At 50.2% G+C, this 21,716-nt stretch carries 21 protein-coding genes; 14 read left to right on the top strand and 7 right to left on the bottom strand.

Translation table 11 applies throughout. The annotated features are described in order from the left end of the window. The first annotated feature begins 89 nt into the window (after positions 1–89). The 6 genes from CRP01_RS22230 to CRP01_RS22255 all read left to right on the top strand — a co-directional run bounded on the left by CRP01_RS22230 (position 90) and on the right by CRP01_RS22255 (position 6,469). Positions 90–770, top strand: a complete 681-nt coding sequence (locus CRP01_RS22230) for a hypothetical protein (protein ID WP_099152316.1) — start codon at positions 90–92, stop codon at positions 768–770. Positions 771–1,156: 386 nt separating this feature from the next. After that, positions 1,157–2,455: a hypothetical protein gene (locus CRP01_RS22235; RefSeq protein ID WP_099152317.1), complete on the top strand. Its 1,299-nt coding sequence runs from the start codon at positions 1,157–1,159 to the stop codon at positions 2,453–2,455. Between the two features lie 77 nt (positions 2,456–2,532). Then, a complete protein-coding gene (locus CRP01_RS22240; protein WP_262510334.1) occupies positions 2,533–3,102 on the top strand; it encodes an RNA polymerase sigma factor in 570 nt (189 codons plus the stop codon). Then, complete coding sequence (locus CRP01_RS22245; protein WP_099152319.1) at positions 3,095–3,880, top strand: anti-sigma factor family protein; 786 nt, start codon at positions 3,095–3,097, stop codon at positions 3,878–3,880. The genes CRP01_RS22240 and CRP01_RS22245 overlap by 8 nt, the downstream gene beginning before the upstream one ends. A 145-nt stretch (positions 3,881–4,025) precedes the next feature. Continuing rightward, positions 4,026–5,234: a hypothetical protein gene (locus CRP01_RS22250; protein WP_099152320.1), complete on the top strand. Its 1,209-nt coding sequence runs from the start codon at positions 4,026–4,028 to the stop codon at positions 5,232–5,234. Positions 5,235–5,356: 122 nt separating this feature from the next. Next, the gene (locus CRP01_RS22255; RefSeq protein ID WP_099152321.1) at positions 5,357–6,469 is read left to right on the top strand and encodes a peroxiredoxin family protein; all 1,113 of its coding nucleotides are present in this window, start codon (positions 5,357–5,359) and stop codon (positions 6,467–6,469) included. A gap of 58 nt (positions 6,470–6,527) precedes the next feature. On the opposite strand, the gene CRP01_RS22260 is transcribed toward CRP01_RS22255, so the two are convergent. The 7 genes from CRP01_RS22260 to CRP01_RS22290 form a co-directional block, all read right to left on the bottom strand. After that, positions 6,528–7,391, bottom strand: coding sequence for a hypothetical protein (locus CRP01_RS22260; protein ID WP_099152322.1), 864 nt, complete (start codon positions 7,389–7,391; stop codon positions 6,528–6,530). A 57-nt stretch (positions 7,392–7,448) separates the two neighbouring features. After that, positions 7,449–10,256 (bottom strand): DNA polymerase I, encoded by a 2,808-nt coding sequence (gene polA, locus CRP01_RS22265; RefSeq protein WP_099152323.1) that lies wholly within the window; start codon positions 10,254–10,256, stop codon positions 7,449–7,451. Between the two features lie 151 nt (positions 10,257–10,407). Further along, positions 10,408–11,463 carry a DUF3078 domain-containing protein gene (locus tag CRP01_RS22270; RefSeq protein WP_099152324.1) on the bottom strand — a complete coding sequence of 352 codons (1,056 nt, stop codon included), beginning with the start codon at positions 11,461–11,463 and terminating at the stop codon, positions 10,408–10,410. Between the two features lie 130 nt (positions 11,464–11,593). Then, a complete protein-coding gene (locus CRP01_RS22275; protein ID WP_099152325.1) occupies positions 11,594–12,418 on the bottom strand; it encodes a mechanosensitive ion channel family protein in 825 nt (274 codons plus the stop codon). Between the two features lie 52 nt (positions 12,419–12,470). Next, positions 12,471–12,746, bottom strand: a complete 276-nt coding sequence (locus CRP01_RS22280; protein ID WP_099152326.1) for a hypothetical protein — start codon at positions 12,744–12,746, stop codon at positions 12,471–12,473. Positions 12,747–12,830: 84 nt separating this feature from the next. Next, the gene (locus tag CRP01_RS22285; protein ID WP_233752734.1) at positions 12,831–13,412 is read right to left on the bottom strand and encodes an RNA polymerase sigma factor; all 582 of its coding nucleotides are present in this window, start codon (positions 13,410–13,412) and stop codon (positions 12,831–12,833) included. Positions 13,413–13,753: 341 nt separating this feature from the next. Next, positions 13,754–14,503 carry an NUDIX hydrolase gene (locus CRP01_RS22290; protein ID WP_099152328.1) on the bottom strand — a complete coding sequence of 250 codons (750 nt, stop codon included), beginning with the start codon at positions 14,501–14,503 and terminating at the stop codon, positions 13,754–13,756. Positions 14,504–14,587: 84 nt separating this feature from the next. Between CRP01_RS22290 and CRP01_RS22295 the strand changes: the two genes are divergently transcribed. The 8 genes from CRP01_RS22295 to CRP01_RS22330 all read left to right on the top strand — a co-directional run bounded on the left by CRP01_RS22295 (position 14,588) and on the right by CRP01_RS22330 (position 21,661). Continuing rightward, positions 14,588–15,745 carry a DUF819 family protein gene (locus CRP01_RS22295; protein ID WP_099152329.1) on the top strand — a complete coding sequence of 386 codons (1,158 nt, stop codon included), beginning with the start codon at positions 14,588–14,590 and terminating at the stop codon, positions 15,743–15,745. 198 nt (positions 15,746–15,943) lie between these two features. Continuing rightward, positions 15,944–16,453, top strand: a complete 510-nt coding sequence (locus CRP01_RS22300; RefSeq protein ID WP_099152330.1) for a hypothetical protein — start codon at positions 15,944–15,946, stop codon at positions 16,451–16,453. A gap of 4 nt (positions 16,454–16,457) precedes the next feature. Further along, positions 16,458–18,389 carry a tetratricopeptide repeat protein gene (locus CRP01_RS22305; protein ID WP_170110493.1) on the top strand — a complete coding sequence of 644 codons (1,932 nt, stop codon included), beginning with the start codon at positions 16,458–16,460 and terminating at the stop codon, positions 18,387–18,389. A 40-nt stretch (positions 18,390–18,429) separates the two neighbouring features. Next, the gene (locus tag CRP01_RS22310) at positions 18,430–19,068 is read left to right on the top strand and encodes a class I SAM-dependent DNA methyltransferase (RefSeq protein WP_099152332.1); all 639 of its coding nucleotides are present in this window, start codon (positions 18,430–18,432) and stop codon (positions 19,066–19,068) included. 63 nt (positions 19,069–19,131) lie between these two features. Continuing rightward, a complete protein-coding gene (locus CRP01_RS22315; protein WP_099152333.1) occupies positions 19,132–19,692 on the top strand; it encodes a hypothetical protein in 561 nt (186 codons plus the stop codon). A 372-nt stretch (positions 19,693–20,064) separates the two neighbouring features. Further along, positions 20,065–20,646: a hypothetical protein gene (locus CRP01_RS22320; protein WP_099152334.1), complete on the top strand. Its 582-nt coding sequence runs from the start codon at positions 20,065–20,067 to the stop codon at positions 20,644–20,646. 71 nt (positions 20,647–20,717) lie between these two features. After that, positions 20,718–20,993, top strand: coding sequence for a YciI-like protein (locus tag CRP01_RS22325; protein ID WP_099152335.1), 276 nt, complete (start codon positions 20,718–20,720; stop codon positions 20,991–20,993). A 56-nt stretch (positions 20,994–21,049) separates the two neighbouring features. Next, a complete protein-coding gene (locus tag CRP01_RS22330; protein ID WP_099152336.1) occupies positions 21,050–21,661 on the top strand; it encodes an HAD family hydrolase in 612 nt (203 codons plus the stop codon). Positions 21,662–21,716 lie beyond the last annotated feature (55 nt).

Genomic DNA, 21,716 nt, shown 5'->3' on the forward strand with positions numbered 1-21,716 from the left:
AAAACTGAAAAAAGATGAGTACAAAAATCTGACCGCCCGCTTATCCAGGTGTATTTCATTACCAAATAACGAATAAAAACAATCGACCGATGTTGAAAAACCTAATGAAATTAACCTGGATGATCGCCGCAGTTGCCGCTTTCGGCCTCTTCCTCACCGCCTGCGAAAAAAATAGCACTTCCACTTCTGAAGATGTGGAAAACTACACGGATCTGGCCATGTTCGAACTGCAGGAACGTGCCGGTTGCGGTCAGCGCGGATGTTTTGAATTTGTGTTCCCCATTACCATTGTTTTCCCGGATGCCACCGAGGTGGAAGTAGAAGATTACGAAGGACTACGCGATGCGGTCTATACCTGGAGAACCGATAATCCCGATGCTACCGAACGGCCTACTTTTGCATTCCCCATCGAAGTGGTTTCTCAGGACGGAGAAGTGATCAGTGTGGAAGACAGCGCGGCGCTGATGCAGCTCAGACAACGTTGCCGCCGGGCTTTTGGTCACCATCGCCCCGGTCACGGAGGCCGCCACTGCTTCCGCCTGACGTTCCCGCTGGATGTTGCTTTCCCCGACGGCACCACGGCTACGGCTGATGATCCGCGAGCTCTGCAGCAACTGCTGCGCGAATGGCGCCGGAATAATGAAGGTTCCGAAGAACGGCCAGAGCTGGTATTCCCACTGACCGTTGAAATGCAGGACGGTACTACTGTAGAAGTAGAAAGCAAGGAAGCTCTGCAGGAACTGAAAGCATCCTGCAGCGACGAAGGCTAAACCGGCCGGCAACTGACAAACAGTTCCAAATGAAAACAATCCCCATTCCAACAACGGTCTGTAGACTGTACGTGGAAACCAAATGATCCAATCGCCAAATCATTATAATGCCTGCGAGTGAGTGTAATGCTGCTAGTAATCCCTAATTACCAATGAAAACGCTCCCTTCATGAGTGTTGGCTTGAACCTTCCCGGAATATTTCGGGAAGGTTTTTTTTTGGTTAAGAATGTAAATGCTTACTTAAGCCCCTCTCCCCGCCCGCGGTTTTTTCTTATTTTAAGTGCAGCTTAGGTCTATCGGCGAAGTAAAAATTACCTAAAACCTGCTTTTCCGGAGCCAATTACCGGAAATTACGCAACGAATGTGCGTATTCAACTCGACTGCTATGGAAAAAACCGAGAATCTAGAACCGGCACCGGATGCTCCCTGGAGCTGGATGAAGAAGTTTTCATTCCGATTTGTCGGCGTTTATCTCCTGCTCTACATTTTTCCCTTTCCCGTTGCTTATCTACCTTTTACCAGTTTTTTCACTACTGCCTATTCCCGGCTCTGGGAGAAGATCATCGATTGGGTAGGACTTCACATTTTTGATCTGGTATCGATCAGCCACGGCATGACCGGGAGCGGAGACCGCACGCACAACTACGTTGAGCTATTCACCAAATTGGTGCTGGCCTTGCTCATCGGTGCCATCTGGACGGCGGTGGACCGTCGTTCCACCCATTACCGCAAGCACTATCACTGGCTGACGGTCTGGGTTCGGTATTATCTGGGTGCTCTGATCATCGGCTATGGTTTTGCCAAGGTTTTCAAAACACAGTTTCCTTTTCCCGGGCTGGCTCGTCTGGTCGAAAACTACGGGGATTCTTCGCCCATGGGACTGGCCTGGAATTTTATGGGCTACTCCAAAATGTTCAACCTGTTTACCGGTCTGGGAGAGGTTATTGGCGGGTTTTTACTCTTTTTCCGTCGCACAACTACCATTGGCGCATTCGTTTTGATCTCTGTGATCAGTACCATCGTCATGATGAATTTCGCCTACGACATTCCCGTTAAACTGTTTTCCACTCATCTGCTGCTGATGGCCCTGTTTTTGCTCACGCCCGATATCCGGCGGTTGTACCGGTTTTTCATCAGCAATGAACCGGTGGCACCGGCGGATCTCTCGTCCCCGATCACCGATAAGAAATGGAATACCGTACGGATCGTGCTGAAGGCACTATTCATCAGTTATGCAGTGCTCAGTCAGTTGTATTCTGGCCTGCAGCGAGAGAAACAATGGGGAGACCACAAAGTAAAGCCCCCACTCTACGGTATTTACGAGGTGGAGACCTTCATCCGCAACGGAGATACCATTCCTCCTTTACTAACGGAGGATAGAAGATGGCGGCGGTTTATCGTGCCCCGCTACGAAGGGATCGGCCAGGTACAATATATGGACGATCAACTCACCACCTATAAATTCGAAGCGGACAGTACCCTCCAAACCGCCACGCTGCGGGCAACCGAATCTTCTCCCGGAGGCAACATAGTACTGGAGCACCCGGATTCCAATCTATTACAATTGCGGGGAGTATTCCAGGCGGATACGCTGGAGGTACACCTGCGCAAAAAGGACCTCAACGACTTTCTGCTGGTGAATCGCGGCTTTCACTGGATCAACGAAGTACCTTATAATCGATAATTTTTAAATCTTTTTTTATTTCGGTAAAACTATTTTAGTCCGGAGTCCATCCTTATATCAAAAATCACTCACTATTCGTGGAGACACCCGACCATAAGCTGATCAGGCAGGCACAATCCGGAAATCGCAGTGCATTGAACCAACTGTTTGGTCAGTGGTATCCGCGGGTATACAATATGGCCTTTCGCTATTTCCACGATGAGGATCTGGCGGCCGACGTGAGTCAGCAGACCTTTGTGGCAATTCAGAAAAGCCTGCCGCAACTTCGGGATCCCCAGGCATTCAAATCCTGGTTGTTCCGAACGGCGATCAATTGCTGTCATACGCTGGCGCGACGACGGCACCGGCACCAGGCCTCGATGGAGGTGATTAGTCTGCAGCCCAAACGGGACCAGCCGGTGACCCCTTATCAGGAGCTGGACCGCAAGGAACGCTCCCGGATCGTACTGGCTGCACTGCAGGAAATTCCGGAAGAGCAGCGTGAAGTGATCGTTATGAAAGAATACGAAGGGCTAAAATTTCGGGAGATCGCCGAAATTCTCCAGCTCTCCGAAAACACCGTGAAATCCCGACTGTATTATGGCCTGAAGGCCATGCGCAAATTATTAGAAGATTGTAGACTACACAAAGACTTGTTGTATGAATAATGTGGATCGTCAAGCCCAAATGATGGACTATCTCTACGGAGAAATGACCGATCAGGACCGTCGGGAATACGAGCTTTGGTTGGATCAGAACCCCTCCGTTCGGCAGGAGATCGAAGAAATGCAAACGAGCCGGCAGTGGCTGGCCGATGTAGAGACGGTACAACCCAGCCCCCTGTTGGTGGAATTAAAACCGCAAACCGGGATCAGCCGCGCGTGGCTGTATCGGGCCGGAGCCGCTGCTGCGGTCCTGCTGGCCCTCTGGATGTTTAACTTTCAGATCCGAACCGATCAGGGTGGTGTGATCCTCAGCTTTGGGAATCCGGTACTCCAGCAGCCGCAGCCCGTGGAGGAAACGGACGCGATCCCGGCCGCCGTCTGGGAAAAGTTCCTGGCGGAACACCAACAAAAACTGGAGCAGCAACTGCTTAGCATGGATTCCAGCTGGCAAAACCGAATGGTCGCCATGCAAAAGGAAAATAAACACCAGTGGCAGCTCATCACTAATAATCAGGCCCACCAGGTCGCTCAGGTCAAAAAGGAATTTACGGAGCAGGAATTGCCCCGGCTGGCCGGCCTGATGCAACAGTTACAGATCGAACAGCAGGAAGAACTGCAGCTACTACTGGTCGAATTCTGGAACACCTGGCAGGAAACCCGTCAGACGGACCTGGAGCATATCGACTTCCAAATGACCAACCTCTACGAGGATGTCGAACGGAACCAGCAGGCTTCGGAAGCACGGGTAGTGAATTATATTCAAAATGTAGCCGGAAGATGAGGTTTTGACAAATAGCTGAAACCATCGAAAAGCTGCGCCTTTTCCACACCAACACAATTAAAAACACAGAAAGTACGGATACCGAGCGTGCCGGCACCTGCAAACGGGTGCCCGGACAACAGGTGCCGCTTAAAATTCAACTGACATGAAATACCTTGCAATTTTACCACTGCTGTTGATCACCGCTGTGCTCTGGAGCCAGCCGATAGACAACAAACGTATGAAACGCGATATAGAAGTAGCCGAAAATATTCTGCTGGCCCTGATCGAAGATGCTTCCACCACCAGTCATCAGGGCTTCCGGGTAGAAGGCACTTATCTGGAAAGTTACGGCCTGCTTTTCACCGTTCAGCGCAAATTTGGCCTGCTGAGCGTCGGCGTAGCCCCCGCTGTGATCTGGGACGGCAATCGGGCCATTAGTGGTCGCGTCGAATCCAGAGCGCGGGGCGAAGCCCGTACAACACAGCCGAGGAGGGGCACGGGCTATACCATCAAGGCGGATAGTGCCCAGGTCATGAACAACGAAGAGCTTCGGGAACTGTCCGAGACCTTTCTTGCGGATTACGGTTACCTGCTGACCCAACTCCCCGACAATGAGAAGATCTGTATCAAATACAGCGAGGGGCAAAAAAACGGACTGTTTGGTGCGACGAATATACTTGCTTACACCATGGACGGCCAACAAATCGAAAATGCTTCTTCTCCCGGTTTTACCATGACGGTTTCCAAAAAAGCAGTAGAGGATCATCGCACCGGAAAAATTGATCGCAATGCATTGATCTCCCGGATCGAATATACCGAGAATAAAGCCTCCAATTCCGAAGAGGACCGGGAACTGGTACTGCTGAACTCGATTTTCCAACGGGCCTACCAGCGGGATCTAAGCGACGGCTTCTTTATGCGCGGTGGTGGTAATATGGAACGCATTCCCGGACTGGGGGTCATCTTTTCCTACCGATTCGCCACCAAACACGAAGGCGATCGTTTCTTCTTCAATAATGGAGAGTTTAAATTCTACTTTCCAAATAATGAAGGGGAAAAGGCCGACGTGCTGCGCAGGCTGGAATTGGATGAAGAGGACGTAGCGGATGAGGAAGCGCAGGAAGAACCCGATTTTGAGGAATTTCTGGAAGATTTCAAAGCGAATGTGGTCGAATACGGCAGTACGGTGCGCAAATTGAACGGAGATGAGGTACTGAGCTTCGAATTGAGCTTTCCCTCCTGCGATGACTGCGATGACCGCCCGGAGCAGGTAAAGATCACCGCCAAACAATCCCTGCTGGAACGCTACCGGACGGGTGGTATTGACCTCGACGAGGCAATCGGACAACTCCAGGTAAGCTACCGGGAATAGCCCAATCCACAGAACATACGCCCCAGACAGGAGGAGCAGATACCTACGTCTTCCTGTCTGCTGCTAATTTTTCCGGTAGCCGGAAGGCATGCGAATCCGCCAGGATCAATTAACAACACTCCATGACTGACCTACGCATTTCGTTACTGTTATTGACATTACTTTTGCTGGGAGCCTGCTCTTCCGACCCGATGGAGGTTTTAGAGCAGGCCCAGACAAATTTCCAACAGAGCGAATACATCCGCTACCAATTTACTTCCTACTGGCCGAACCCGGCGGGAAAGGTGGACACCACCAGCGGAAAGATGACTTTTCTCAAGCAGGATAATGACCTTTACCCCTACAGTTATATCGGCCGGGATCCCCGGTTCGATCTGATCTATATTGATAATCGCTTCCAGAAGGTGGATCATACGGACAGCCTGGTCTATAATTATTCCGCAGCCGATCTGGAAAAAGACGCACACTCCGTCCGGGAAAACACTTTCCTCCATTTTTCTCCCCTCAAATTTTTGCAGGAAACGGATTGGACGTTCGAAAAAGATACTATCGTGGACGGCAATGAGCTGCTCGGGTTTAAGCGTGTGGAAATGGATACCACTATTGAGGATAAACATATCTACGTAGAGAACCACATATTTCTGGATCCCGCAGCGGCAACCCTGAATGTGTACGAACGGCGGGCTTTTCTGAACGGTGAGAATTCCCAGAACATCATTTTACACTTTGCGGATTATGATTTTGCCAACGATCCGGAGCCGCTCACCTATAGCTTACCGCAGCATTATCGGTCCAAAGCCTACGGCGACCGCGAAAAACTGCAATTGCTCCAGGCCGGCCAGCCGGCGCCGGATTTTGACCTGACGGACACCGATGGGCAATCCGTAAAACTGGCCGATCTGAAAGGGCAAAAGGTCTTACTGGATTTCTCAGTGATCAATTGCGGATACTGCAAACTGGCACTGGAACACCTCAATCAAGAGGACTATGAATTGAGTCAGAATCTAAACGGGATTTACATCAATCCCGAAGATGATGCGGCGGATATGCGCGATTATGCCGCCAAGATACCGGTGCCTTTTCCGATACTGGCCGGTGCCAAAGACGTCGGACGCGCTTACGGCGTTTCCGCTTACCCCACCTTTTTCATCATTGACGAAGAGGGCATCATCGAACGGGTATTTCTCGGCTACGAAAAAGAATTCCTGGAAAGTATAAAGGCTACCGAGTTATAACGACGGTAAGTCTTCACCCGACTGAAACTTTAAACCGGAGCCGTATGGTTCCGGTTTTTTAGTTTCTCTTAGATCGCAGATTCTTTCGAATGGATCGCGAAAATTTTCGGTGATCCCGGCGATTGTTTATTTGTTGCTCGTAAAAGCCGAGAAAAAAAGTATTCGGATTCTTCATTAAGGGCTGCGCTCCTTCCGCGCGCCCGAAACCGAAAACCACCATACCGTCCGCGGATTGAAGGCCCGCATCCGAATTTCCCAGATAAGAGAATAAGTCGCTGGCCTCATCCGGATGCAGTTGGGCCAGATAGAGCACCCGGTCCGACTCTTGGTGGCCGAAGTACGCCCACCGGAACTGATCGAACAGCTTTCCTCCGTCGGCGTAATTAAGCTGATCGTCGTGGGGGCCGCTCTGATCCGTTCCGAAGTACTGTGCGGCGGGCTTGAATTCGCCCCCCGGAGTACCCTCATACAGGAACCAGTAGGCGTGTTCCGGATTGACCTGTTGGATATCGAGCCGGGCGTAATGGTCAAAAAAGGTCCAGGTCCATTGCCATTTGCCACTTTTACTGACACTGCGGATCGACTGCTCACCGAGCTGTTCACTTTGGCACTGATCGTGTCCGGGGTGCCCGGCACCGGCATCATCGGATCGAAATACCAGATTAGGAATACCCCGGTAGGCAGATGCAGCGGAAGCCGGATACTGATCCCAGGGTTCTTTTTTGAAAGTGATCCAGTCCTTTCCGTCCGGATCGATCATGCGGGATAATCCGCCACCGGCGCGGTCGTAATAATATACCGCTCCCGGGGTGGTGATCAGGAAATGATTATGGCCTTCGTAAGTGGTCTCACTTATAGTTACCTGGGCCGATAGTCGACCCAGCGAAAGCCCAATTACTAACATCAGGATAATGCGCGTCATGTGTATTGGGATTTAATTCAGAATATTCGAGAGCGTAAGCTAAGCCAGTCGCACCGATCAATGTGCTTCCAGCCAGTCCTTACCTTCTCCCATACCTACCAATATCGGCACTTTCAGGCCGGGCAGGGCATTTTTCATTTGTTCTTCAATGATCGGCTTGATGGTTTCCAGCTCGTCTTTGTGGGCATCGAATACCAATTCATCATGTACCTGCAGGATCATTCTGGACCGGAAACCTTTTTCTTCAAAGATCTCGTGAATGTGGATCATGGCCATTTTGATCATATCCGCCGCCGTGCCCTGGATAGGGGTATTGATAGCGATGCGTTCGGCATTACTCCGGGCCAGTGAACTCCGGGAGTCGATATCCCGCAGATAGCGTTTGCGCCCCAGCAGCGTGGTCACGAATCCGTTTTTCCGGGCGTTCTCCACGGTATCATCCATGTATTTCTTTAATCCCGGATAGCTGCGGAAATAGTTATTGATCAACTCCTGGGCTTCCGTCCGTTTGATATTCAGCTGACGGGAAAGGTTGGTAGCTCCGGCTCCGTAGATGATACTGAAGTTGACGGTTTTGGCCCGGTAGCGTTGTTCCCGTTCCACCTCATCGTAGGGTACGTCAAATACCCTGGCGGCCGTAGCTGCGTGGATATCCTGGCCTTTCTGGAAGGCCTCCAGCATGGCTTCGTCTCCACTGATCTCGGCAATTAATCGTAGTTCGATCTGTGAATAATCCGCCGCCAGCAGCACAAAATCTTCACTGCGGGGGATAAAAGCCTGCCTTACTTTAGCCCCTTCCGGCGTCCGGATCGGGATATTTTGCAGGTTCGGATTGTTGGAACTCAGTCGACCGGTAGCGGCAATGGTCTGGTTAAACGAACTGTGGATCCGGCCGGTCCGGGGATTGACCATCAGCGGCAGTGCGTCTACATAAGTAGACCGCAATTTCGATAATCCGCGATGCTTCAGGATATCCGCCACCAGCGGGTATTCCGCCGATAATTCGGTCAGTTTTTCTTCGTCCGTTGAATACTGTCCGGTCTTCGTACGCCGCCAGCGATAGGGGATCTCCATTTTTCCAAACAACACTTCGCCCACCTGTTTGGGAGACGCCAGATTGAACTTGGTATCCGCCGCTTCGTAGACACTTTTCTCCAACTCCTCGATCTGTACGGAAAGTTCCTTGGAATATTCTTTCAGGAAATCAACGTTGATATTGATCCCTTCTTTTTCGATGGCCGCCAGCACTTCGATAAGCGGCTCCTCCACATCATCGTACAGCTTTTTCAGCCCTTCTTTTTCCAGATTGGGCAGAAAGAACTCGTACAACTGGTAAGTGATGTCGGCATCTTCCGCCGCGTAATCCTTCACCCGCTCTACGGCTACATCCCGCATGGTGAGCTGATTTTTACCTCTTTTGCCGATCAGGGTCTCAATGTGCACTGTCCGGTATTTGAGGTAGCTTTCGGACAGGTAGTCCATATTGTGGCGCAATTCCGGCTCCATCAGATAGTGCATGACCATGGTATCGAAATAGTGGCCTTTTACCTCCACGTCGTACCATTTGAGCATAATCACATCGTATTTGATGTTCTGGCCGATCTTCGCGATCTTATCATTTTCAAAAACTGCTTTGAACTCGCCGATCAACGCCCGGGCATCATCCTGATCCTCGGGAACCGGCACGTAGTAGGCTTCTCCGGCCTTAACGGCAAAAGACATTCCCACCATTTCGGCCGCATTGGCGTCGATCCCGGTAGTTTCCGTATCGAAACAGAAGACTTTTTGTTGGGAGAGCATCTTGATCAGGTCGGCCCGTGCTTCGGGGCTATCTACCAGATGATAATCGTGTTCGGTATTGCCCAGGTGCTTATCGGCCACCGAATGTTTGGGCAGAGAGGAAGATTTAGCCAATGGCACTATGGCATCCGGCTCGCCAAAAAGGTTGCCCTGTTTGGCGGCTGCTTTAGCTTTCGGCGCCGGATCGGCCCCTCCACCGAGTATCTGTTTAGCCAGGCTCCGGAATTCCAGTTCTTTAAAAACTTCCGTCAGCGCTTCCCGGTTGATGGGATCGATAATGTAGGTCTTCGCATCAAACTGGATCGGGACTTCTATATCGATCGTGGCCAGTTTTTTGGATAGCAGCGCCTGCTCCGAGAATTCTTCGACCCGCTCCTTCTGCTTCCCCTTCAATTGGTCGGAATTGGCGATCAGGTTCTCGATGGAATCGAACTGTCCCAGCAGTTTGGCCGCCGTTTTTTCTCCGATACCCGGGATGCCCGGAATATTATCCACGCTATCGCCCATCAGGCCCAGCATGTCGATCACCTGATCCACGTGTTGAATGTTCCATTTTTCGCAGATCTCCGGTTCGCCCATGATGTCTACTCCATTTCCCTGACGGGAAGGCTTGTAGAGAAAAATATTTTCGGACACCAGCTGTCCGTAGTCCTTATCGGGTGTGACCATATAAACTTTGAAACCTTCAGCTTCCGCCTGCTTGGCCAGCGTACCGATCACATCGTCGGCCTCGTAGCCGTCTTTCATCACGATGGGAATGTTGAATCCCTCTACGATCCGGTGTACATAAGGCAGGGCTATCGCAATATCCTGCGGTTGTTCTTCCCGGTTGGCCTTATACGGCTCGTACATCTCGTGACGGAATGTGGGCGTCGAGGGATCAAAAGCAACGGCAATATGGGTTGGGTTTTGGTTTTGCATCAGATCCCAAAGCGTGCGCGTGAATCCGGTCATCGCCGAAGTATTAACACCTTTGGAATTGATCAGTGGTCGGGTGATGAATGCAAAATGAGCGCGATAGACCAGCGCGTGCCCATCGAGCAGGAATAATTTTTTCTCTGACATGCTTATTTGGTTTTCGGAGGCCAAGATACGTAAAAAGGAAGTTTAAAAGCGGTTGAGCGGGCCCTCGTTGAGACTTTAAAAGGAAAGAATGTTCGCCCGCTCATCCGACCGGAGAACTCCGGTTCAGTTTTCACTCCGGATCTTTCTCTATCTAGAAAGTAGTGGCGTATTTGATCAGCAGCTGCTGGGTCATACTCACCCGCCGGCCGGTCACCGGATTGCCTTCTTCGTCCTTGCGGATCCCGGACGGAAATTCGTAATCCGTGATCTGTACCTTCACATCGTGATCGTAAAAAACATTCACCAAAAAGGCCAGCTGGATATTTTTGAGGATCTTCAGGTTGACCTCATTCGTCCAGTCCACGTCGATATTCTGCGGTTCCCGCACGTAGTTGGAGAAGAGCGTCAGCGCGGAAGTAACCGTCATTTTTTCCTCCATAAAATTACTGGAATAGTTCATCCGCAGCAGGGAGCCTAACTGGGCATCGACATTGTCATAATCCACATACCGGCCATCCACCTGCATGCCCCGAACCGGGTTACCGTGCACTCCGCGGGCAGCGATATCATTGTCGGCCACAATGATAAACTTACCGCCCACCGGCGAATAGTAAATGGACAGATTTTCGGCCGGGTTATAATCAATACCCACCGACAGGGTGATCGTAGCCGGAGAGAATAATTTGGACTGTAAAGGATCGCCTTCGTAGGTGGTATCAATACTCGTAATATCGCTCAGATAAAAACCGGGGTAGGACTTCGGGCCTTCAAAGGTTTTGGTCAGCTGACTCAGAAAAGAGAGGTTGGCCGCATAATTGAACTTGGAAGTATCGGCCGCCTTAAAACCGATCTTGGAGTTGAATCGCAGCTCGTCGATCGCTTTCTGAAAAGGGATCTTATCGCTGGTGCCCTGTGCAATGATGCCCGAACCGAGCCGCTGGATACCAAACTGCCAGGAGACGGTATTATCCCAGGCGAGGCGTTTCTTTTTAAATTTCGCAAAATAATTGACCGCTCCTCCAAAACCGAGGCGGTTCTGTCCGGCGCCTACCTTGGGATTGATCTGCAGTAGCTGGGACATATCAACCCCCAGTCCGGCACCGTGCCGCCAGCCGTCGGGCACCTCTTTTTTATCCTGTGCGGAAAGCGAATGGAATGACCCAATAAAAATGCTGAGGAGGACAAATACAAAGGTCTTTGATCTCATATGGATTGCTTTAATTCGGTGTTCAATTCAAAGCGCGCATAATAGCTCAAATAAAAAAAATGAGGTTTACTAAACTGGGTCAGTTTAGTAAACCTGGCTACAAAAATTTATTTTGTTGGTTAGGAGATGATCAGCCTTGGTCGTGTACGGAAAGAGATTCCGTGGTGAGTTTACTCAGTGGGATGATCGTACGCATGGCTCCCGAGCGCAGCGTCAGGGAAGTATTGTCGATCTCGATCACTTCGCCCTTCACTCCGTCTACGGTAATTACGTCACCGATCTTGATCTTATCCTTATTATAGAAGGAAGAAAGGAAGTTGGCTACCAGATTCCGGGATGCCAGACCGTAACCAATAGCGAAGGCAAAAATGATGCCCGCCAGGATGATGGAAATATTCTGCTCGATGAAGGTGGTCTCGATATTGCCCTGCTTGAGGGCCATCATGATAATGTTGATGAAGACAAAGTAAAATACGGCCGTACTGATCACTCCCGCGGCGGGAATGCCGAGCGATTCGCAGGTGGTTTTGATCAGGTTTTTCAGCAGGTCGGCCACGATCAGACCGATCACCAGTACGATGAAAGCCGCGATTGCATTGGGAATGTAATTGAGTAGTTCACCCATTAAATTGGAGATCACCGCCATCCCCAGCACGTCGGTAGCAGCGATGATAAAAATGAAGAGCAGCAAATAGTAAATGATCTTCGGAATCAGCGTACTCGGTGTGATCTTGATGTTGTTCTTATAGAACAGGTCGATCTCATTAAGCCGGTTGGCCAGCCGGTCTATACCGATCGTTTTCAGGAGCTTGCGGAGGAATTTGGCGATCAGTTTGGAGATAATGAAACCAATGACCAAAAGCAACAGGGCGCCCACCAGATTATCGATGACGCCCAAAAAGTTGCGACCCAGCTCTTCCAGCACGCTGAAATTAGCTTGTAAATATAGATTCATGTTAATGGGTTTGAAGTATGGGTGCTTTTTCTAATACGCTTGTGTGGTAGACCTACCGGATTCCCCGGTCCAGGTCCGCAGGCCCTTTCGGCCCGTTCTCATCTCTGCCGGTTGATGGAGGTAGCTGCTCGTGCGGGTTATTGGTTTTCACCTTTCCCCCGCCGGAAGTTACAACCATCATATCAAAAAACCGCGGCACATAGATCTCTACGATATTCCCGATGAATCGAAACAGATCCATACTACCATTCAAATCGGCTTTTATCCGGTCTATCTCCGGTTTATACCGCTCCTCGTCTTCTTGCTGTAATCGTTGAAAATTGTTCATTGATGGCTGTTTTGTACCGGCTTCCGCCGGCTTTTTTGAATTCCGGAAATAGCCGGTAATTCAGGTTAATACATCATCAGCCCGTCACGAAAAAGGCTCCTGAAACAACTCCCGCTTGGTTCGTTGAGCCCGCTCCTTGGCACGCTTGATCTGCATCTTAACGGCACTTTCCGTTTTTCCCAAAATTTCTGCGATATCCTTGATGGATAGTTCATCCTGATATTTCATCAACAGGATGGTCTTATCCCCAATAGAGATCTCATCCAGTACTTCTCTTAACTGTCTTACTTCCATTTGCAGCAATTCCTCGTCGATCTCCGGCCCGTCATCCGCTACATCCGCAACCTTTTCCATTTCATCGGAAAAAATATCCTGCTTTTTCATTTTCCGGATGTAATCAATGCAGTAATTATAAGTGATCGAATACACCCAGGTAGAGAATTTGGATTTTTCGCCGAATCGGGATAGGTTCAAAAATATCTTGGTAAAGATCTCCTGCGTAGCATCTTTGGCCAGCGCTTCATCTTTCAATAGCGAAATACACTTGCTGAAAATTTTGGTAGCATACCGGTTATACAGCAAGCTGAAGCAATTGGAAGCCTGCGATTCGAGGTAACTGTGGATCACCTCGATATCTTTCATGTCTTTGTTGCAAGTCTGTTTCAAACGCTTCCGGGTTGTTAGGTTTAGGTTTATTTAACTAAAACTAAAAGCCTGCGTCTGAAATAGCCAAAAGCCTATGATATTGAGACGCGAAACTTTGGAAAAGATACATATTAGAACGAAAAAAAGTGAAAAAAATCTTAATACCCGTTAAAATGTGTTAGTAAACGGGATCAATTGCCACCGACAAAGATAATTTTTTTTTGCCATGCGATCAGGGCGATCGCTGCGCTATTCGGATTCTTATACCCGACAGAACATTCCGGTATGTTTCGTTTTGCCGCTACCAGCCATCTCGTTCAGAACAGCAACAAGATACTACCCTGGATCTGTCGTCTGGGCCATCACCAGGTGGACCTAAAACCGGACACCATCGCTTCCTGGTATTTTTTCCGGTCGAATTCGTACAGCATCGGTGCTTTGTGGGCCACCCCCGTACGCCTCTTGTTAGTCGGGATCAGGATATCATAACTGAGCATCCGGCGGCGGAAATTCCGACGATCGAGCTTTTTCTCCAGGACCGTTTCGTATAGTGCCTGCAATTCGGACATGGTAAAATGGTCCGGCAGAAGATTCATACCAATGGGTTGATTGTTCAGCTCTTTTTTGAGGGTAGCGTGGGCCCGCGCCAGGATGTCCCGATGGTCCAGTATAAGCGACGGCAATTCGCTGATCGATCGCCATTCGCAGGATTCCGAAGTATAGTCCGGCGTAGGTGCTTTTACCTTGGAATATTCCACCAGCGCGTAATAACCGACCGTAACGAACCGCTGCTCAAACCAGTCCCGCAGTTCGGGAGCAATCACTTCCTGATCCACCATTTTCCGGGCGTGGTCGTTCTCATTACGCGCTACATCTCCGAACAGGTAAAACTGGCGCAAGAATATATTTTCCAGTCCCGCCCGCCGTTTCAATACTTCCGCCGCTTCGGCATCCACGTCTTTATCGACTTCCACAAAGCCTCCGGGCAGCGCCCACTTGTTCAGGTTCTTAAGTTTCAGGATCAGGATCTTCAGTTCATTCTCGTGAAATCCGAAAATAACGCAATCAATCGATAAACCGGGATGCAGTTTTTCTACATCAAAATTTTGCACGTGTTCTTTTTTTACAAAGCTAAAAAACTGTAGATAAACCTTTTCTCATATTTTAACTACTTTGTGAATCGCAAACTACCCAATATGTTCGATCAACCTCTCTACGTTCTGGGCGTGTTATGTCTCAGTACTCTGCTCAGCGAATGGCTGGTGCGCCGAACTTTTCTCCGACACCTGGGCACCGCGCTGGTGGTGATCGTCATGGTGGCCATTCTGGCCAATATCGGGCTGGTTCCTTCCGCTTCCCAGGGTTCACCCGTTTACGACGGCATCTTTACTTACCTCGCGCCCCTTTCCATTTTTTTCCTTTTGCTCGATGTCAATCTGGACAGCATCCGTAAGGCCGGAGCGCCCATGTTGATCCTTTTTGGGATCGGCAGTCTGGGCACCATGCTCGGGGTTATGGCGGGTATGCACCTGATAGACGGTGCCGAACAATTTGGTGAATTCTACCCGGCAATCAGTGGCATGTTTACCGGCACGTATACCGGCGGCAGCGTTAACTTCAATGCCGTTGCCATCCATTACAATATGATGGAAGAAGGGGTCATGTATGCCGGCATGGTAGCCGTAGATAATATCATCACCGCACTTTGGATGATCATTACCCTCACCATACCCCTGCTGTACCGGCGCTGGAAAAAACAACCCGTAGGTGAGCCGATCGCAAGCCCATCCACCGGGGAGGAATACGAAGCGATCGAAGAGGAGCCGATCAGCATCATGTCGCTCAGCATTCTGCTGAGTCTCGGGCTGTTCAGTCTGTTATTCTCTAATCTTACGGCCGACTGGCTGGCCGGTATGGGTATCAACTTTCCGTCCATCCTTATCCTGACCACTATTGCACTCGTCCTCGCCCAGATACCGGCCATCCAGCGTCTGAGTGGCGGGCATATTCTGGCCCTGTTCAGTGTCTATCTGTTTCTGGCGGTGATCGGCGCATTCTGTGAATTTGCCGCCCTGGGTGAAATGGGGGACCTGGCACTTAGCTTACTGGTGCTGGTCGTGACCATCGTCATCGTCCACGGTCTGCTAGTATTCGGGGTGGCTGCGTTGGGAAAACTGGACTGGGATGTAGCGGCGGTCGCTTCCCAGGCTAATATCGGTGGTTCTTCCTCCGCTCTGGCCCTGGCCAAAAGTCTCAACCGTATGGACCTGTACCTGCCGGGGATTTTGGTGGGTGCGCTGGGTAATGGCCTCGGCACTTATCTCGGTTTCCTGGTTGCCGGTTGGTTGGGATGAGCCCGGTCCCGGCAGTAGCTACCCGTTGCAGGTATCGGCCCGGCAACAACCTGCTGAGGATTTTGGGCCTGATTTGAATCCCTTCCCGGATCCGGGCAGTATAATGGAGTAGGTATTGATCGGAATTATTCATTTTGCAGCCACTTAAGGCCATGATTTCCATAACTTTGCAGGCAAGATGATCAAAAGTTTAGTTTGATGAAGGAAAAACTCCAGAATTTTATTGCCCTCGGAAATACCGCCGAAGCGATCCAACAACTGCGGGCGCTCAAACCCGCTCTGGGAGAGAGTTTACAAAATGAAATTACCCTCCAATCCGCCCGCTTCGAATCCTATTCCCGGGACCGGCGGAACGGCGTACTGTCCAACGAAGAAGAGAATATTCAATTGGCTAGGATTAACGACGCCCTGTTGGGCATCATCCAGCAGTTGCCCGCTGAGATTCCCGGCATCCCCTCCCGGAAAACCAGTGCCATGAAGTGGGGTGGGATCATCGTTGGCGCTATTACCCTATTGGCCGCAATTGCCGAGTTGAGCGGCTACAGCCTGCGGGATCTTTTCCAGGCAGACACTCCGCCCCCTATTCAACAGGAAACCCATGGAAATCAAAGTCCGGCAGTGATCGGTGATGATACCGAGATCAACTACAACAATAACTGGGGAGACGAAGCGGAAGAAGAAAAAGCGGACACTACCCAAAAACAGTAACGATATGCGACGCTCCGGTCTTTTTATCCTTTGCCTGTTCTTCTCTCTACCGTTTTTCGCCCAATCTATCAATCAACAAACTTCGGGTGATCAAAGTCCGGCGGTAGTAGCCGAAAACATTCGCATTACCTACGGTGTGCCGCCCAACATCACATTGGAGATCATCAAAGTTTACGAACGGGCAGGTTCTTCCCCCACCCAACGCAATGCCGCGGTGCGGGAGCTGATCAAAAAATACAAAGCGCTGGGGAACAAAGGAGGCGAACTGAATAAAGCCCAAAGGGCCAATCTGGGCCTTCCGGCCAACAGTCCGCTGGTGAGTATCCTGAACTATGATCTGTTTCTCTCTACCAAGGGCAACCAGAGTCCGGCCATCTACGCGCCCGGTGGTTACGCCGAGATTTGGTACGGCATCCCCCCGGAAGCGTTCAAGGGGATCTGGAATTTACTGGAAGACAAACAACTGGCCCTGGAAGATTTTGAAAAGCGATTTCAGGAACAGATTGAGAAATACCGACAACTGGAAGGAGAACTGGCCGCCCGGGCCGACTACGATAAGATCGCCGCGCGGGCGAAGGAACAGCTGGAACGGGGCGATTTTGCCGGAGCCGAACGCATACTGGAAGAGGATGTTCTGCGTCACAATAAGGAATCGGCTTATCGCAATTACCAGGTAGGTACGGTCAAGGAACTGAATCTGAAACCCCGGGAGGCTACTGAATTCTTTATGCTGGCCGCCCTGCTCGACAAGCAAAATCCTGAATACACGCTCGCCTACGGGCAAAACCTTTTACAGCTGGGAGATTACAAAAACGCGGCCGGGCAGTTTGAGCTATCCCTCGGCAACTTACCGGCCGAACAGTCACAGGGGGAAGCCGCCGCCCGCCGGTATAATCAACTGGGAGATACTTACCGTAGCCTGGGGCAATACGATCAGGCAATTTATTACCACGAGCAGGCCCTGAACATCCTGCTGGGACTCGATCAGGAGAGTGAATTCCGGATCGCGAATAACTACAACAACCTCGGACTCGCCTACGTCGGCAAGGGAGAAATCAACCGGGGTATCGACTACTACCAACAGGCGCTGGAGATCTACCAGAAGAACCCCGAAGCTTTTTACCCACAGATCGCCATTGGATATAACAATCTGGGCTCAGCCTACTCCTACCGGCAGGATTTTCCGCAGGCACTGGAGTATTACGAATTTGCCCTGAAAGTACTGCAGGATATCTTCGGCGAAGATCACCCGGCGGTAGCCACCAGCTACAACAATATCGGGTTTGTTTACGGCAATATGCAGCAACTGGAACGCTCGCTGGAGTATTTCGAGCGGGCATTGAATATACTGCAAAACATTTACGGCGAATTGCATCCGAATTTTGCCCGTACTTACGGGAATCTCGGCGTGGCCTACGCCTACAAAGGCGATACGGACCTGGCTCTGGAGTATTATCGAAAGGTACTCGATATCGACCTCCGGATCTTCCCCGACGGCCATCCGGATATTGCCGATGATCATACCAATATCGGGCAGGCCTATCTGGACAAGAAAGATTTTCCGGCCGCAATTGATCACTTCCAACAGGCACTGGCAATTGATCTCCAATTTAACGGCCCACACCACCTGCGGATCGCCAGAGACCAGTCTAATCTGGGATTCGCATTCCTGGGTCAGCAATCTTACGAACGAGCCGTAGAAAGCTATCAGCAGGCTATTGAAGTGTATAAACAGCTGACGCAGGGCGATCCCCAAAAGCTGGTCACCATCTTCAATAACCTGGGTGCCGCCTACGCTAAGCTCCGCAATTTCCCCAAGGCGATCGAAGCTCTGGAAAACGCCAAATCACTGGTCAGTGAGTTCTTTCCCGCCGGGCACCCCTATCTGCAGCAATTTAACCGGGACATTCAGTATTTGCGGGACCAGATGAAATGATCATACGCTTAGGTCGAACCCTAAACAAGCATTTGACAATATGGACAAAACCAAATTGGCAGTTGAAGCCTTCGATGACTTCGCCGATCAGTACCAGGAAAAATATATGGACCTGGAACTGTACAATGATTCCTTTGATCGCTTTTGCACCCTGATCCCTCAGGATGACGCCGCCGTTCTCGATCTTGCCTGCGGCCCCGGCAATATCACCCACTACCTTTTGCAACAAAGACCCAACTGGCAGATCCTCGGTACGGACCTTTCCGAAAATATGCTGGCTCTGGCCCGCGCCAATAATCCGAAGGCTCAATTTCAAATACTGGATATGCGGAATACCCGCAACATCGGGCGAAAATTTGAAGGGGTCATCTGTGGTTTTGGGTTGCCCTACCTCAGCCGGGAAGAGGCCATAAAGATGATTGGTGACCTTTCTCAGGTACTTGTTCCGGGAGGTATCCTTTATCTCAGCACCATGGAGGATGATTACCAAAAATCCGGGCTCAAAGGGCCCAGCTCGGGTGAAGGCAAAAAGATCTATATCCATTACCACGAAGAGGGCTATCTTCGTACAGCGCTGGCCGAAAACGGCTTTACCATATTGGATACGAGCCGTATCGATTTTCCCCAGCCGGATGGCAGCACCACTGTTGATCTGGTGCTGATTGCCAGGCTGGGATGAACGGTACCCTGCACCTCACTGCCTATATAAAAACTGTAACTTTCAGAGGCATACCCGACCCTTATGAAAAAGTCCTCCGTGTTTTTCTTGATCCTTCTTCTTTCTCCATTTATCGGTGGCCTCTACGGTGTGTTACACGATCAGATCACCTTTACGATCTCACCGGAGTACTATACCAAATTTAAATTCTATCAGTTTGGATTTGTTACGGCGGGAGACGAATGGGTGCCGGATCATATTCGTCTTTACGTATCCCTCGTAGGTTTTCTCGCTACCTGGTGGGTCGGGCTGATCATTGGGGTCGTTCTGGCGCTAACGGGTTTGTTTCAGGAGAATGCCAAACGCATGTTCCGTATCACCTTGCGGGCGATAGTGCTCACGCTGCTGATAGCCATTGTTGCCGGTATACTGGGATACCTCTACAGCATTTCTGCCCACGATGCGGAGACTATCGCATCCTGGCTACCGGCCAACATTGATGACAAACAAGCTTTTTATTCGGTGGGAAGCATCCACAATTTCAGTTATCTGGGTGGTCTGATCGGTCTGGTCATCGCAGGAGTCTGGTCTTTTTGGAAAAGCCGTTTTAAGGATAATCAGCAGTCTATTGCTCCGAAAAATTAAGGTGAGTTTCCCCTTCATTTCCCAGCAAAATGTAAGCTGGCTGGATCTCATGCAAGATCCCTAATTCAAAAAAAGTTGGACAATTTGAATTCAGGGGGAACTTTCCGCCGGTAGAATTGGTAATTACAGGCAAAAGAAAAACACATCATGCTCACCAAGCTAATCCATATCCATAATCTGGTCTGCCGCCCATCCGGTGCGGGCAGGCTAAGGCGTGGTTGAGCATTTAATACCTCTTCAGAGCCGGCCTTTCCGTAACGCGTGGGAAGTCCGGCTTTTTATTCTCATTTAATTTTTTCGACTACGGTGCGGCAGGCAGATGGGCCGGCCTTACCGCTGCTATTGCCCGGCAATAGCCTAAAGTGATATCCAATGTTTACTACCATAATTGCCATTTTTATCATTTCCTTTTTTGTCCTGATGATCGGTGTCGGTATCTGGGGATTCATCAAATTGAATAAGATCGGCCTGTTGCAGGGATTCATGCGCGGAAAGTGGTTAGCCAGTCTGCTGACCAGCCTGCTGGTGATCGCCTTCCTGACCGGCTCCGTTGGTCTGCTCGCAAAAAGCAGTTGGGCCCAGCCGCTACTGGTTTACACCATTTATATCTGGCTGGTTTACGTCTGGCTCTACAACCTGAGGATCATTCTGAATATGGTCGCCCTACTCCAAAATGAAAAGCCTACAAGCATTTCACATTTCATGGGGCGCTCTCAGTTCTACGATGACCTGATCCACAAAACTATTGAGTTGAGTAAAAACCCAGAAGGGGAAGAGGACGACGGGCAGGAAGCCCACGCGGCAAGTGATCCACCACTGGAGGAGATGCTGAACGATGAGACTATGTTCCCGCTGCTTTTTCAGATCGGTATCCGCAGAAAAATAAAGCGGAAACTGATCGGGCTGCTGATCCATACCGTCATCTTTTTGACCATTCTTACATTTATAAGCTAAATTGAGGGATCGGAGCCGGTAGCTCATCGTAGTGAATTACCGGTTCCACCAGGCACTAAAAATAATCCATTATGTACTTCCTGCTCTTTTACAAAACTGTGGACAATTTCATTGAAAAACGTGCTCCCTATCGGTCAGCCCATCTGGACCTGGTCAAGGAAGCTCAAAAAAACGAATTTCTGATCATGGCCGGCGCCCTGGCCGAACCGGCCGACGGCGCGGTACTGGTATTCAGGGGAGAAGACGCCAGTGTCGCGGAAGATTTCGCCCGCAACGATCCCTATGTACAAAACGGGCTGATCACGGAATGGTCCGTTCGTCCCTGGACGGTCGTGATCGGCGGGTAGTGTACCGCCCCGTAAAACCGGACGGCCGCTAAAAATATAAAAACCGGTAAATCCCCATGACCATCAAAAACGAACATAAAACACTGTTGATCCTCGATCTGGATGAAACACTGATCTACGCTACTTCCGAGACATTGGAACGACCGGCGGATTTCACGATTGCTCATTACCAGGTGTACAAAAGGCCCTATCTCGACGCTTTCCTACAGCAGATCCGGGAACATTTTCTCATTGCGATCTGGTCATCCGCATCGGACGATTACGTGGAAGCGATCACCGGGGAGATCCTACCTGCCAATATTGAACCGGAATTCATCTGGGGTAGAAGCAGGGGTACTTTTAGCCGAAGGCCGAGAATTGACGAATACGGTTATTATGTAGACCTCTATTCGGGCCATTATCGCCTTACCAAACCCTTGAAAAAGGTAAAGCGACTGGGGTACGACCTCCGTCGGATACTGATCGTTGACGATTCCCCCCATAAAGTGGAACAGAACTACGGGAATGCCGTTTATCCCACGGCTTATACCGGACAACCCGGTGATAAGGAGTTAAAATTTCTGGCACCTTATCTCCTGAGTCTGAAGGACGAACCCGAGGTACGCCGGATCGAAAAAAGGGGATGGCGGCGAAAAATAGAGCTATCGAATGGAGCTGATCAAGGATGAGCGATTTTTGCTACTATACGTGACGCGAAGTGGTTTGGGATCTTCCCAACTGCTT

Source organism: Flavilitoribacter nigricans DSM 23189 = NBRC 102662 (assembly GCF_002646595.1).
In the GTDB taxonomy this organism is placed as follows: Bacteria; Bacteroidota; Bacteroidia; order Chitinophagales; family Saprospiraceae; genus Flavilitoribacter; species Flavilitoribacter nigricans.

Excerpts from the sequence above, each read along its gene's own strand:
- CRP01_RS22230 (WP_099152316.1), top strand. The coding sequence starts at position 90 with ATGTTGAAAAACCTAATGAAATTAACCTGGATGATCGCCGCAGTTGCC.
- CRP01_RS22235 (WP_099152317.1), top strand. The coding sequence starts at position 1,157 with ATGGAAAAAACCGAGAATCTAGAACCGGCACCGGATGCTCCCTGGAGC.
- CRP01_RS22245 (WP_099152319.1), top strand. The coding sequence starts at position 3,095 with ATGAATAATGTGGATCGTCAAGCCCAAATGATGGACTATCTCTACGGA.
- CRP01_RS22250 (WP_099152320.1), top strand. The coding sequence starts at position 4,026 with ATGAAATACCTTGCAATTTTACCACTGCTGTTGATCACCGCTGTGCTC.
- CRP01_RS22255 (WP_099152321.1), top strand. The coding sequence starts at position 5,357 with ATGACTGACCTACGCATTTCGTTACTGTTATTGACATTACTTTTGCTG.
- CRP01_RS22260 (WP_099152322.1), bottom strand. The coding sequence starts at position 7,391 with ATGACGCGCATTATCCTGATGTTAGTAATTGGGCTTTCGCTGGGTCGA.
- polA (WP_099152323.1), bottom strand. The coding sequence starts at position 10,256 with ATGTCAGAGAAAAAATTATTCCTGCTCGATGGGCACGCGCTGGTCTAT.
- CRP01_RS22270 (WP_099152324.1), bottom strand. The coding sequence starts at position 11,463 with ATGAGATCAAAGACCTTTGTATTTGTCCTCCTCAGCATTTTTATTGGG.
- CRP01_RS22275 (WP_099152325.1), bottom strand. The coding sequence starts at position 12,418 with ATGAATCTATATTTACAAGCTAATTTCAGCGTGCTGGAAGAGCTGGGT.
- CRP01_RS22280 (WP_099152326.1), bottom strand. The coding sequence starts at position 12,746 with ATGAACAATTTTCAACGATTACAGCAAGAAGACGAGGAGCGGTATAAA.
- CRP01_RS22295 (WP_099152329.1), top strand. The coding sequence starts at position 14,588 with ATGTTCGATCAACCTCTCTACGTTCTGGGCGTGTTATGTCTCAGTACT.
- CRP01_RS22300 (WP_099152330.1), top strand. The coding sequence starts at position 15,944 with ATGAAGGAAAAACTCCAGAATTTTATTGCCCTCGGAAATACCGCCGAA.
- CRP01_RS22305 (WP_170110493.1), top strand. The coding sequence starts at position 16,458 with ATGCGACGCTCCGGTCTTTTTATCCTTTGCCTGTTCTTCTCTCTACCG.
- CRP01_RS22310 (WP_099152332.1), top strand. The coding sequence starts at position 18,430 with ATGGACAAAACCAAATTGGCAGTTGAAGCCTTCGATGACTTCGCCGAT.
- CRP01_RS22315 (WP_099152333.1), top strand. The coding sequence starts at position 19,132 with ATGAAAAAGTCCTCCGTGTTTTTCTTGATCCTTCTTCTTTCTCCATTT.
- CRP01_RS22320 (WP_099152334.1), top strand. The coding sequence starts at position 20,065 with ATGTTTACTACCATAATTGCCATTTTTATCATTTCCTTTTTTGTCCTG.
- CRP01_RS22325 (WP_099152335.1), top strand. The coding sequence starts at position 20,718 with ATGTACTTCCTGCTCTTTTACAAAACTGTGGACAATTTCATTGAAAAA.
- CRP01_RS22330 (WP_099152336.1), top strand. The coding sequence starts at position 21,050 with ATGACCATCAAAAACGAACATAAAACACTGTTGATCCTCGATCTGGAT.